Consider the following 13,531-nt stretch of genomic DNA (forward strand, 5'->3'; position numbering starts at 1 on the left):
ATAATGCAAAGCCTTTTTAATAGAATATGAAGGCATTTTTATGAAAAAAGCGGTATTATGTAGCAGTTGCACAACGTTGTTTTTTGTTATCTTGTAGGGACACACTGCGTGTGTCCGAATTTTAACCTATTGAAATAATTTGATTTTATAACGGACACACGCAGTGTGTCCCTACGTTTTGGTTAAAATTTCTGTTTTGTGCATTTGCTACATAACACTGTTAAATTTAGCCGCACTTTTTGCCTCTGATTTTTTCTTCCCTAACCACTCAATAATCAACAGCCCCTTTTTAAACGTCGATTATCATTAAATTTCATTTTTTTAGCATTTTTATGAAAAAATTTTTTAGCAATTTTCTTTGAATGCACTTGTATTTTTTTTTTTTTTAGAATCAGAAAGTTTTTATATTGTTTTTTCAATCCATTAAAAACATTTTTTCTTTCTATTTTTTAAGATTTTTAAATTAAAGATTAGTAAAAAATAATATCGTTCATTTCTTTTATTTGAGGAAAACAGGTATGTTAAAGAAATTTATGCTCGTTACCGCAAGCGTGATCTCCATTGCCGCTTGTACGAATAATTCTCCCCCACCAGTTAGTGAGAGTGAAGCCCTTGCCCGGCTTGAAGCGTTGGATCGATTAGATGCCAAAGAATATCCTAAATATCGCCAACGGGAAGAAGAAGCCTACCAAACCGCTAAAAGACGACGTTTAGATGACTTAGAAGCTGAACGGATTCATTATCAAAATCAGGCAATTAAATATCAAAATTCACGCCAACAAACGCGCGATATGATTGATGATATTGGCAGAATACAAATGAACGAAGCCAAGGCGATCAACAAAGCCTACGAAAATCGCAGCAAAAAACAAGATGTTTATATTATTCACTAACTTAAGGGGCAAAAAATGAAAAAATTAGTTATTTATGCATTAATTCCAATGTTATTTGCTTGTGCAACGGAACGTAAAAGCATTGCTCAAATTAATGCGGAACGTAATTCTTCACAGGCATTGGTCACTACAGCCAGCCTTGATCAGCAAAGAAAGCAACGTCAAAATGAACTGGAGGAAGCCATTTTAAGACGTCAGCAAGACAGAATGGAAACCCAAACTACTCGAGAAAAAACCAGTGTAGTTACAGATGTTCTTAACGTAATTTTTCGTTAATCACTTCGGGCTATTCATATAGCCCTTTTTCATTTAAGGTCATTATTATGAAAAAATATTTTTTATTACTCAGCTCTTTAACCCTATTAACAGGCTGTGCTCAACTTGATGCAATAAAAAGAGAAGTCGTACCGCCTTCATTTACCGCAAAAGATTTTATTGGGATGTGGTATTGCAGCAGTTCTTATGGTGATTGGAATATCATTACTAAAGAGTACTATGATATACAACCCAACGGTATGATGAAAAACACCGGCACTGTTACCGCACCTCTGTTAAGTGGTGGAATTGATTTGAAATATGAATACAGCATTAACGCCTATTGGCAAATTGATGGCTGGTATTTGGTTCAAAAACAAGCCGGTAAAGGCAAGGTGGTTCGCAAGCACGACCCTCGTGCATTGGCAGCAATGAATAAAGATCCAAAATTAAAACAGAGAGAGTTAAAACTCTATAATACATTTAAGAATATGGCATCAGGAAATCATTCTGCCCGCCGCCAAATTGAAAGTGTCAATGCTACAGAATTTACTACGCTTGCAAATACTTCCGCTGAAATTTGTAGCCGTGTTAATTAGTTTATTTCTATAAGGAAACCATCATGAAATTAATTACTATCATATCACTTGTTTTTTGTATATCAGCCTGTACTACAACCAAGTTTTCTGACTTTAAGGAATGTATGCTCACGAGCAAGGGAGCAAATGATAATGGCAAATGTCACTATGAAGTGAAACTTTTTGATAAATAATCTATAGGAAACAGACTAATGAAAAAACGATTTATTCTCTGTTTTTCTATTGTTATTTTGAATGCTTGTTCAAACAATGAAAACCTAAAAACAGAAACAGAAATTGACCGTATGGTTAATAAAATATTTAGGGCTAATCATACAGGCTGGGAATGCGATCCTATCGGGGCTTCTTTTGAGAAATTTAAAATCAAGCAAGAACTTCTAAAAAAGTATCAAATAAAACAGACCAATGAAAAAAAAACTTTTTCAGAAATTATTTCTGATTGGGGCTGTCCTAGATAACTAACCCAAGATACCCCTAACTAATTGTTTTAAAATGGAAATTTGATATTTTAGGTTGCAGCGATTAAAATGCCATTCACACGCCTTCAAATATAGCTCAAAATGGCTTTAGGAATGCCATTCAAGTTGCGTAAATGGCGTTTGGTCTAGTTATTTAGCGTCCCCCCTATAATTTAATGGAGCGGTTAAATCCGCCTCACCTGCCAAAATGTTTTTGTCCAATATGGCGAGTTCATTGAAGAATAAATTACACCGCCTTTTGTGGAGGCGTGGAGAAATTTGTTGTCTTTCACATAAATCCCCACGTGATACCCGTTAGGACCCCGTCCCGTTTTAAAAAAGATCAAATCACCAGTTTGAATATCTTCTTTTCGGACAAGTTTTCCATACTTGGCTTGCTCTTTTGTGGTTCTAGGCAAAGCGATATTAAAGCGATCAAAAAAGGTTTTTTGCACAAAGCCTGAACAATCCACACCACGGCGAGATTGTCCGCCTAAAACGTAAGGTGTTCCAGCCCATTCATATTGCTGCTCACTTAACAGGGTTATCGCCATGATAGGATCGTCAATTTTCCCTTTATAATTAATGACATAATCTTCTCTTCCTTGGTTTCCTGAAGAGCAAGCAAACAGTGATATTGTTACAACAATAAAAAATAATCGATTAATTCGGCGCATTTTCTCTCTCAAACGAACAAAAAGTGCGGTTAAAACAACCACACTTTTTATCAATTACGGATTCAGCTTAGCTTTTTCTACCCTTATGCGCAATTTTTGCCCCGGTTTAAATGCTACAACACGGCGAGCTGAAACAGGGATACTCTCCCCTGTTTTCGGATTACGCCCAGGACGGGGAGCTTTATCCCGCAACTCGAAATTACCAAACCCGGATAGTTTGACATCATTGCCCGATTCAAGAGAGAGACGAATTTCTTCAAAGAAATTATCCACTAAACTCTTAGCTTCTAACTTTTGTAATCGATATTTTTCAATCAAAAATTCGGTAATATTAATCTTTGTCAATGTCATAAGTTTACTCCCTTAATTCAGCATTAAAACGTTGTTTAACCTCATCCAGTACCGCAGAGATCACTTTATTGATATCATCATCTGCCAAGGTTTTTTCATTGTCTTGGATGATTAGGCTAATAGCAAGACTTTTTGCACCACTTGGCACACCGATACCTTTATACACGTCAAATAAATTTACTTGAGTGAGTTTTTCTCCCCCCGCTTGTTTGCAGGCTTCAATCACCTCGCCTGCGGCAATGTCATCGGAAACCACCAAGGCTAAATCACGGCGATTAGCAGGGAATTTTGAAATCTCTTTTGCTTGAACAACCTGACGATTGGCGATGGCATTCCATAAAATTTCAAATACAACCACTTTTCCATTTAGCCCCAGCTTTTGAGAGATCGATGGGTGAAGTGTGCCAATAAATCCAATTTCTTTTCCGTCTAATTCAATTGCAGCAGATTGTCCCGGGTGTAACGCATCAAAGGTTTTTGCCACAAAACGCACTTTGTCTGCCACGCCGGTTAAAGAAAGCAGACTTTCTAAATCCCCTTTTAAATCAAAGAAATCAACGGCTTCCGCTTTCGTGTTCCAACTTTCATTTTTGGCAGAACCGCTTATGACGGCACTTAATACAAATTCTTGACGAACACCAAATTCAGCTTTCGCATCAGGAATAAAGCGTAATCCTGTTTCAAATAAACGAACCCGATTTTGTTGGCGGTTTTGGTTATATAGTACTGCGCCTAATAATCCGCTTAACAATGAAACCCGCATCGCTGACATTTCAGTCGAAATGGGATTAGGTAAGATAAGGGCTTCTTGCTGAGGATGGAGCAATCCTTGAATTTTCGGATCAACAAAGCTATAAGTGATGGCTTCTTGATAGTCGGCATCTACAAGTGCGGTTTTAATGCGTGCTAAATCTAAATCCGCTTCTTTATGTTCACGCATTCGTAAATGGGCTAATGGCGAATGATTTGGAATACTGTTATAACCGTAGATACGCGCCACTTCTTCAATCAAATCTTCTTCAATTTCAATATCAAAACGCCAACTGGTCGGTGTTACCGTCCAAACCTCATTGGCATACTGCACATCAAAACCAAGACGATTGAAAATATCGGTCACCGTTTCCGTGTCAATATGATGTCCAAGTAAAGCATCTAATTTTTCACGGCGAAGTTGAATGGTCTTTAATTTCGGTAAATCGGCTTCGCTCACGGCTTCACTAATTTCTCCAGCCTCTCCCCCACAAATTTCAAGCAATAATGCCGTTGCCCGTTCCATTGCATGACGGGCTAATTGAAAATCAACACCACGCTCAAAGCGATGTGAAGCATCGGTGTGTAAACCATATTGTCTTGCTCGACCGGCAATGGCTAACGGTGCAAAGAAAGCCGCTTCTAAAATGACTGATTGGGTTTCACTGGTTACACCACTTGCTTGTCCGCCAAAGATACCCGCCATCGCAAGTGGACCATTTTGATCAGCGATAAGTAAGGTGTTGGATTGTAATTTTGCAGTATTCCCGTCAAGTAAAACCAGTTCTTCTCCCTCTTTTGCAAAACGCACTTGTACCGGTGGTTTCACTTTGTCTGCATCAAAGGCATGCATTGGTTGACCCAACTCCAGCAAAATATAATTCGTAATATCGACAACAGGATCAATAGAACGAATACCACAACGGCGCAGTTTTTCTTGTAACCAAATTGGCGAGGTGGCATTGACATTAACATTTTTCACCAGACGTAATAGGTAACGAGGGCAGGCTTCTTGTGCTTTTATATCAATCTCAACCCGATCCGAAATCGCTGCCGGTACCGCATCAAAGTGCGGTTGATTTAGTGAAAGTTTATTCACCACACCGATTTCACGGGCAATGCCGGCAATACTTAAGCAATCGGCACGATTTGGCGTTAAACTGATTTCAATGGTTTTATCATCTAAATTTAAGTAATCCCGTAAATTTTCACCAATCGATGCATCAGACGGTAATTCAATAATTCCTTCGGCTTCAACATCAATGCCTAATTCAGAGAATGAACAAAGCATTCCTTCAGAGGGCTGACCCCGTAATTTGGTTTTCTTAATTTTAAAATTACCCGGTAATACTGCCCCTTCTACGGCACAAGCCACTTTCAATCCTTGGCGACAGTTTGGTGCGCCGCAAACAATATCTAATAATCGTTCACCGCCCACATTGACTTTTGTTACGCGTAATTTATCGGCATCAGGGTGTTGAGCGCATTCCACGACTTCGCCAACCACAACACCGGTGAAATTACCGGCGACATTTTCTACACCATCGACCTCTAATCCAAGCATGGTGATTTGTTCACTTAACTGTTCTGTTGAAATGCTTGGATTAACCCATTCTCTTACCCACTGTTCACTAAATTTCATTATGCTTATCCTTTAAAAATTCGTTGTCTTATTGCTATTTAAATATCATTATTTGAATTGTTTTAAAAAACGTAAATCGTTTTCAAAGAAGGAACGTAGATCTGTGACGTTGTAGCGTAACATCGTTAAACGCTCAACCCCCATTCCTACCGCAAAACCGGAATATTCATTGGGATCAATGCCAACATTGCGTAACACATTTGGATGAACCATTCCACAGCCTAATACTTCAAGCCATTTACCGTTTTTCCCCATCACATCCACTTCAGCGGAAGGCTCGGTAAATGGGAAGTAAGACGGACGAAAACGAACTTGCAAATCTTCTTCAAAGAATGATCGTAAGAAATCATGTAATAAGCCTTTCAATTCCGTAAAATTGGCTTTTTTATCCACATAAAGTAATTCGATTTGATGGAACATTGGGGTGTGGGTTTGATCGTAATCATTACGATAAACACGCCCCGGCGCCATAATGCGAATAGGCGGCTGCATTTTTTCCATCGTTCTAATTTGAACACCGGATGTTTGAGTACGAAGCAACAATTCAGGATTAAACCAGAATGTATCGTGGTCTGCTCTTGCCGGATGATGTTTTGGAATATTTAACGCATCAAAATTATAGTAATCACTTTCGATTTCCGGCCCGTTTTCCACGGAGAAACCGAGTTCGGAAAAGAACTGGGTAACACGATTAATGGTAATTGTAACAGGGTGTAATCCCCCTTTTTCAACTTTTCTCCCCGCTAAAGTGACATCGACCCGCTCTTTTTCCAATTTTGCATTGAGCTCTGCTTGCTCCCATTCTGATTTTTTAGCATTTAAAAAATCAAGAGCAGTCTGCTTTGCCTCATTAATTTTAGCCCCGATTGTCGGACGCTCTTCTGCCGCAACATTGCGAAGTTCTTGCATTAATTGAGTAAAATGACCTTTTTTACCAAAATATTCGACACGAATTTCATCTAATGCCGATAAACTTTTATTCTCGATCGTATCGATCGCCAATTTTGCTTTCTCTACAAGATCTTTCAGATGTTGCATAACTTTCCTCTGATTAATTTCTATTATTTGAAAATGGGCTTAATGATAATACCAACGCACTAAAAAATCACCCTTTTATTTAGAACACACGGATGTTTTCAATATATTGAAAAGATCACAAAAGACATCTCAAGCAAAAAGTAATCCAGCATTGGGAATGACAATAGTCGGAAGAAAAAATGCGGTCAAAATCGACCGCACTTTTCACACAAATTTATCTCCATACTTTGAATTGATTAATCAATCCATTTGTGGAGCTATCGTGACTTGATATATTTTCGCTGCCCGCTAATTCCGGCAGGATGCGGTTAGCCAACTGTTTACCCAACTCTACGCCCCATTGGTCAAAGCTGAAAATATTAAAAATCACGCCTTGAACAAAGATTTTGTGTTCGTACATAGCAATCAGTGCGCCTAATGTGAATGGCGTGATTTTTTGCAGCAAAATCGAATTGGTCGGTTTGTTACCGGTAAACACTTTAAATGGAACGATATCTTTTACCTCATCTAAGGATTTACCCGCTTTCACAAATTCGGCTTCCACTTCTTCTTTGGTTTTACCGAAGGCAAGTGCTTCTGTTTGCGCAAAGAAGTTAGACAACAATTTGTTATGATGATCCGCTAACGGGTTATGGCTTTGTGCAGGAGCAATAAAATCACAAGGAATTAAGGTTGTACCTTGGTGAATTAATTGATAGAACGCGTGTTGACCATTTGTACCCGGTTCCCCCCAAATGATTGGGCCGGTTTGATAGTTGTCAATAACATTGCCATTGCGATCCACATATTTACCGTTTGATTCCATATTGCCTTGTTGGAAATAAGCGGCAAAGCGGTGTAAATATTGGTCATAAGGCAAAATGGCTTCCGTTTGTGCCCCTAAGAAATTAGTATTCCACAATCCCACAAGGGCTAATGTAGTCGGGATATTTTGTTCAATCGGGGCGGTGCGGAAATGTTGATCCATTTCATAAGCCCCCGTCAATAATTGCTCAAAATTTTCAAAACCAATGGAAAGGGCAATAGACAACCCAATGGCAGACCATAGAGAATAACGTCCCCCAACCCAATCCCAAAACTCAAACATATTATCCGTATCAATGCCAAATTCTGCCACCGCTTTGCTATTAGTGGAAAGTGCAGCAAAATGTTTTGCCACCGCACTTTTATCTTTGGCAGCAGATAACAACCAATCACGGGCACTTTCGGCATTTGTCATGGTTTCTTGTGTGGTGAAGGTTTTAGAAGCCACCAAGAAAAGCGTGGTTTCCGGATTAACTTTCTTCAAGGTTTCGGCAATATGCGTGCCATCCACATTGGAAACAAAGTGCATAGTGAGATGATTTTTATAAGGACGTAGGGCTTCGGTCACCATATAAGGGCCTAAATCCGATCCGCCAATCCCGATATTCACGACATCGGTGATGGTTTTTCCGGTATAACCTTTCCATTCCCCGGAAATGACACGCTGACAAAATGCTTTCATTTTTGCCAAAACCGCATTCACTTCCGGCATCACATCTTTTCCATCAACGATCACCGGAGAATTGCCTCGATGACGCAAGGCGGTATGTAATACGGCACGATTTTCGGTACGGTTAATTTTTTCGCCGCTAAACATCGCCTCTTTTGCACTATCTAGCGAACATTCTTGCGCCAGTTGGCGAAGTAATGAAAGGGTTTGTTGAGTAATATTATTTTTTGAGAAATCGACTAAGATTTGCTCCTTAAAGATTAAGGAGTACGCCTTAAAACGATCCGGTTCTTGTTGGAATAGATCTTGAATGGTCACATTTGCCAATTCGGTTTGATGCGTTTCTAACGCTTTCCACGCCTGAGTATGGGTTGGATTAATATTTTTCATAGTATTTCCTTCTGTTATTTATTAATTTGAAATTAGTCCACGTATTCAGTGATAACACGTGGCGTGAGTTTTGTTATCAGTTCATAACTTAAAATGCCGGTAAATTGGGCAACCGTTTCAATCGGTAATTCTTTTCCCCATAAAATCACTTCATCGCCCACTTGATCTTGGCTATCTGCCCCTAAATCGACAGTCAGCATATCCATTGATACCCGCCCAACAATCGGTACGATACGCCCGTTTAAGTAAACCGGGGTTCCCTTTGGCACATCACGGGGATAACCATCGCCATAACCAATCGCAACCACGCCAATTTTCGTATCATATGGGCTTGTCCAAATTCCCCCATAACCCACCGGTTCGCCTTTTTTATGATGGCGTACGGCAATAAGGGAAGAGGTCAGATTCATAACAGGCGTTAAACCAAATTCTTTTCCTACGGTATCCGTCGGTGAAATACCATACATAATAATACCGGGACGAATCCAATCTAAATGTGAGGCGGGCCAAAATAAAATACCGCCTGAAGCGGCAATACTCCGCTCACCAATTTTATTTTGAGTAGCAGAAAGGAAACGCTTAATTTGACGTAGAGTATAGTCAGATCCAAGTTCATCGGCACGGCTAAAATGGCTCACGAAGCCTAAGTGCGGTTGAATTTGGGGGAGTTTTTTCAATGCCTGATAAAATTCATCCACCTCTTCCAAAGCGACCCCCAAGCGGTGCATACCGGTATCAATTTTAAGCCATACTCTAATCGGGCTGGGGACGCTGGCACGTTTTAATGCCTCTAGTTGTTCATGATTATGTACAACGGTTTCAATATTATTCACCGCAAGGATCGGTAAATCTTTTTCATCAAAAAAACCCTCAAGTAATAAAATTGGCTTTGTGATGCCGTGTGAGCGCAAAGCAAGGGCTTCTTCCAGGCGGGCAACGCCAAAACAATCGACCGTTTGTTCGAGTGTCGATGCCACAAAAACCACACCATGCCCATAGGCATTGGCTTTTACTACAGCGATAATTTTGCTCTGTGGGGCTTTTTGTTTAATGATGGCTAAATTTTGTTTTAAGGCTCGAGAACTAATCTTTGCCGTTGCCGGTTTTACGTTCATTATTTATCCTTAATAATTGTCATAATACTCACGTTGTTCAGCAAGATTATCAAAGCGGGAGAACTGTCCGTTAAATTTTAATCGTACTCGTCCAATCGGACCGTTACGTTGTTTACCGATAATAATTTCTGCCACCCCTTTATCCTCCGAGTTATCGTTATAGACCTCATCACGATAAATAAACATAATCAAATCGGCATCTTGCTCAATAGAGCCGGATTCACGCAAATCCGAGTTAACAGGACGTTTGTCTGCACGTTGCTCAAGGGTACGGTTTAACTGAGAAAGAGCAATAACCGGCACTTCTAACTCTTTAGCTAGTGCTTTTAAAGAACGTGAAATTTCAGCAATCTCTAAAGTACGATTATCAGAAAAAGCCGGAGCCCGCATAAGCTGCAAGTAATCCACCATAATCAGGCTAAGCCCCCCATTTTCACGATAAACACGGCGTGCCCGAGATCGCAATTCCGTTGGGGTTAAACCCGATGAATCATCAATGTAAAGATTATTCTTTTGTTTAAACATCCCAAATACACTGCTGATTTTATTCCATTCAATTTCATCCAAATCTTGCCCCGTCCGAATTTTGGTTTGATCCACTCGAGCCAGTGAGGCAATCATACGCATCATAATTTGTTCAGCGGGCATCTCTAAGCTAAACACTAACACCGGTTTTTCACTTGCCATTGCAGCATTCTCACAGAGATTCATCGCAAAGGTGGTTTTCCCCATAGAAGGACGGGCGGCGACAATAATTAAATCTGAAGGTTGAAGACCAGCTGTTTTTTTATCAAGATCCGTAAATCCCGTTGTCACCCCTGTTACACCGGAATGATTGTCTAATTTACTTAGAATATCAATGCGCTTAATCGTATCATCCAACACTTGAATAACATTTTTCGGTCCTTCACTGTCAGTACTCCGCTTTTCCGCAATCGCAAATACCTCACGTTCTGCTTCATCTAAAATCAGCTTAATATCTTGCCCTTTGGGGGAATAACTGTTTTCAGCAATACGGTTACCTACAGCGATCAGCTCACGCAAAATGGCTTTTTCACGCACAATATCCGCATAAGCCAAAATATTAATCGCATTAGGCGTATTGTTTGATAACTCGGCAAGATAAGCAAAACCACCGACTTCCTCACTTATCCCCTTATTTTTTAATGCCTGATCGAGGGTAATAAGATCAATCGGTGATTGGCTCCGTATTAATTCTTCCATAGTTTGGAAAATCATACGGTGCGCAAAGGTATAAAAATCATCGGCAATCACCCGTTCGGCAATACCATCCCAATGTTGATTGCTTAACATAATTCCGCCTAATACGGCTTGCTCGGCTTCAAGAGAATGAGGAGGAATACTCACTTGGGCGGTTTTTTTATCGGATGATTTAATTTGTGGTTGAGATGCCATAGATATGTTGAGGTATAACAAAATTAGTGGCTATGATACCGCAAATGACGGGGAGATTTAAGAAAAAAGTGCGGTCACAAAAACAAAGTTTTTGAGTGTTGGCTTTGCTAACAGTGCCTAAGAGGTGAATAAATCACTTTAGTGATTGATGAAGAATTTTCAATGAAATTTTTGTCTGATTATTTTTTATTTCTCCTTGTAAAAAATAAAAAAAACGGTGGAAAAATCCACCGCTCTTTTTAGCAAATTTGCTGATTACTCAACGATCAAGGTACGGCATACATTAGTATGTTTGATGGTTTCATCACCTTGAGTGAGTAACACCAAATCACCGGAATTCAAATAGCCTTTTTCTTTAAGTAACGCAATCGCCGCTTGTGCCCCGTTTGCACTACGAGACTCCGTATCGCTAAACACAGGCGTTACACCACGATATAAGGCACAAAGATTTAATGTTTCTTGGTTACGAGATAAAGCAAAAATCGGTAATCCGGAGCTAATTCGAGACATTAACAATGCGGTACGTCCTGAATGGGTCAAACTCACAATTGCCGCAACCCCTTTCATATGGTTTGCCGAATACATAGCCGACATTGCCACCGCTTCTTCAATACTATCGAATTCTTTATCCATACGGTGACGAGATACGTTCACGCTAGGCATTTTTTCTGCCCCTAAACAAACACGCGCCATTGCTGCCACGGTTTCTGCCGGATATTGACCTGCAGCCGTTTCAGCAGAAAGCATCACCGCATCAGTACCGTCTAACACCGCATTCGCTACGTCCATCACTTCCGCACGAGTTGGCATTGGATTACTAATCATTGATTCCATCATTTGTGTCGCTGTGATCACCGCACGGTTTAATTGGCGTGAACGGCGAATTAATTTTTTCTGAACACCCACTAATTCAGGATCACCAATTTCAACCCCTAAATCACCACGAGCCACCATAATCACATCGGAAGCTAAAATAATGTCATCCATCGCAGCATCATCAACCACTGTCTCTGCACGTTCAACTTTCGCTACAATTTTCGCATTTAACCCCGCTTGTTGCGCCAGTTCACGAGCATAGTTTAAGTCGGCGCTTGAACGTGGGAAAGATACCGCTAAGAAATCAACCCCAATGCGAGCCGCTGTAATGATATCCGCTTTATCTTTTTCGGTTAAAGCATCGGCCGACAAGCCACCGCCTAATTTATTGATCCCCTTATTATTTGATAACGGGCCGCCAACCGTTACCTCAGTAAAGACTTTCGCCCCTTCTGTAGATAACACTTTTAATTGAACACGACCATCATCTAATAGAAGAATATCACCCGGTACCACATCTTGTGGCAAGGTTTTATAATCTAAACCAACGGACTCTTGATTACCTTCACCCTTTGGTAATTCCGCATCAAGAACAAATTTATCCCCGACATTTAAGAAAATTTTGCCATCTTTGAAAGTAGAAACACGAATTTTAGGCCCTTGTAAATCACCTAAAATCGCCACAGTCTTCCCTAATTTTTTCGCAATAGAACGAACACGTTCAGCACGCTCAATATGATCTTCCGGTGTACCGTGTGAGAAATTCATACGAACTACATTTGCACCTGCTACGATGATTTTTTCAAGATTGTTATCGCGGTCAGTTGCTGGCCCCATAGTACATACAATCTTCGTTCTTCTTAGTCTTCTAGACATTATTCTGCTCCGTCAAATTTACACTTAAAAACAAAACCAACTCGCTCAAACCTTTTGAGCGAAATAAACCGGCGCGCATTATACGCTTAAAAAAACGCAAAATCAAAAAAGAGTTTTTCCCCTTTTCCCCATTTTTTTGCTCATTTTTTTAGCATCTGTAACAAACATAAAAGAAATTTCTTGTCTTAATAAAAAAAACTGTTTATCATCCACCGCATTCAACGCGACTATAGCTCAGTTGGTTAGAGCACCACCTTGACATGGTGGGGGTCACTGGTTCGAGTCCAGCTAGTCGCACCATATACCCCTTTCACAGCCCTGCGGAACTTAACGCGGGGCTTTGTTTTATCCAGTGTTTACAAGGCTTTTCCGCACTTTCTCTTATCGTAACTTTTCGTATTAAATCGTTTTTGACCGCCGTTTTTAGTAACTACGATAGTAACTATGATATGATCCGCCCTATCTCGTAGTTACTAAAAATAGGATAAACCCAGATATGGCGCGCTTTGCAAAACCTCTTAACAATAAAGCAGTAGATAATGCCAAACCTCAAGATAAACCCTACACTCTTACAGATGGCAATGGGTTATTTCTTCTCATCACGCCTAGCGGCTCTAAAACATGGCAGTTTAACTACTACCACCCTACAACCAAAAAAAGAACAAAGTTTAGCCTTGGCAGCTATCCTATAGTTACTATCGCTGAAGCTCGTAGTTACCGTGATGAATATCGCGCACTATTGGCAAAAGGAATCGATCCGCAATGTCAATGATCTTCCAAA

Annotated in this window: 12 protein-coding genes, 1 tRNA gene and 2 pseudogenes; 6 read left to right on the forward strand and 9 right to left on the reverse strand. The window is 40.1% G+C overall.

Going from position 1 to position 13,531, the window contains the following annotated elements:
* Positions 1-518: 518 nt before the first annotated feature.
* The 4 genes from BKK50_RS08740 to BKK50_RS08755 all read left to right on the forward strand — a co-directional run bounded on the left by BKK50_RS08740 (position 519) and on the right by BKK50_RS08755 (position 2,205).
* Positions 519-893: a hypothetical protein gene (locus tag BKK50_RS08740; protein ID WP_077417286.1), complete on the forward strand. Its 375-nt coding sequence runs from the start codon at positions 519-521 to the stop codon at positions 891-893.
* Between the two features lie 15 nt (positions 894-908).
* Entirely contained in the window at positions 909-1,169 is a 261-nt protein-coding gene (locus BKK50_RS08745) for an NGK_0946 family protein (RefSeq protein ID WP_077417288.1), read from the forward strand.
* 47 nt (positions 1,170-1,216) lie between these two features.
* Positions 1,217-1,747 (forward strand): lipoprotein, encoded by a 531-nt coding sequence (locus BKK50_RS08750; RefSeq protein WP_077417290.1) that lies wholly within the window; start codon positions 1,217-1,219, stop codon positions 1,745-1,747.
* A gap of 191 nt (positions 1,748-1,938) precedes the next feature.
* On the forward strand, positions 1,939-2,205 hold the full coding sequence (locus BKK50_RS08755; protein ID WP_077417292.1) for a hypothetical protein: 267 nt from the start codon (positions 1,939-1,941) through the stop codon (positions 2,203-2,205).
* On the opposite strand, the pseudogene BKK50_RS08760 reads toward BKK50_RS08755, so the two are convergent.
* From BKK50_RS08760 to pyk, 9 genes and pseudogenes are all read right to left on the reverse strand, one after another.
* Positions 2,206-2,348 (reverse strand): annotated as a pseudogene (locus tag BKK50_RS08760) (IS1595 family transposase); the annotation flags it as partial. It lies immediately after the preceding gene.
* 42 nt (positions 2,349-2,390) lie between these two features.
* Positions 2,391-2,882, reverse strand: coding sequence for a C40 family peptidase (locus BKK50_RS08765; protein ID WP_077417310.1), 492 nt, complete (start codon positions 2,880-2,882; stop codon positions 2,391-2,393).
* A gap of 54 nt (positions 2,883-2,936) precedes the next feature.
* Positions 2,937-3,233: an integration host factor subunit alpha gene (locus tag BKK50_RS08770; protein WP_077417294.1), complete on the reverse strand. Its 297-nt coding sequence runs from the start codon at positions 3,231-3,233 to the stop codon at positions 2,937-2,939.
* A gap of 4 nt (positions 3,234-3,237) precedes the next feature.
* Positions 3,238-5,625, reverse strand: a complete 2,388-nt coding sequence (gene pheT, locus BKK50_RS08775) for a phenylalanine--tRNA ligase subunit beta (protein WP_077417296.1) — start codon at positions 5,623-5,625, stop codon at positions 3,238-3,240.
* Between the two features lie 48 nt (positions 5,626-5,673).
* The gene (pheS, locus tag BKK50_RS08780) at positions 5,674-6,663 is read right to left on the reverse strand and encodes a phenylalanine--tRNA ligase subunit alpha (protein WP_077417298.1); all 990 of its coding nucleotides are present in this window, start codon (positions 6,661-6,663) and stop codon (positions 5,674-5,676) included.
* A 214-nt stretch (positions 6,664-6,877) separates the two neighbouring features.
* Complete coding sequence (gene pgi, locus BKK50_RS08785) at positions 6,878-8,527, reverse strand: glucose-6-phosphate isomerase (RefSeq protein ID WP_077417300.1); 1,650 nt, start codon at positions 8,525-8,527, stop codon at positions 6,878-6,880.
* Between the two features lie 32 nt (positions 8,528-8,559).
* The gene (alr, locus tag BKK50_RS08790) at positions 8,560-9,642 is read right to left on the reverse strand and encodes an alanine racemase (protein WP_077417302.1); all 1,083 of its coding nucleotides are present in this window, start codon (positions 9,640-9,642) and stop codon (positions 8,560-8,562) included.
* Positions 9,643-9,651: 9 nt separating this feature from the next.
* Positions 9,652-11,058 (reverse strand): replicative DNA helicase, encoded by a 1,407-nt coding sequence (locus BKK50_RS08795; RefSeq protein ID WP_077417304.1) that lies wholly within the window; start codon positions 11,056-11,058, stop codon positions 9,652-9,654.
* Positions 11,059-11,313: 255 nt separating this feature from the next.
* Positions 11,314-12,750 (reverse strand): pyruvate kinase, encoded by a 1,437-nt coding sequence (gene pyk / locus BKK50_RS08800; RefSeq protein WP_077417306.1) that lies wholly within the window; start codon positions 12,748-12,750, stop codon positions 11,314-11,316.
* 223 nt (positions 12,751-12,973) lie between these two features.
* On the opposite strand from pyk, the gene BKK50_RS08805 reads away from it, so the two are divergent.
* Positions 12,974-13,050 (forward strand) — tRNA-Val (locus BKK50_RS08805).
* A 196-nt stretch (positions 13,051-13,246) separates the two neighbouring features.
* Positions 13,247-13,513 (forward strand): annotated as a pseudogene (locus BKK50_RS08810) (integrase arm-type DNA-binding domain-containing protein); the annotation flags it as partial.
* Positions 13,514-13,531: the final 18 nt, after the last annotated feature.

The organism is Rodentibacter rarus (assembly GCF_001998965.1).
In the GTDB taxonomy this organism is placed as follows: Bacteria; Pseudomonadota; Gammaproteobacteria; order Enterobacterales; family Pasteurellaceae; genus Rodentibacter; species Rodentibacter rarus.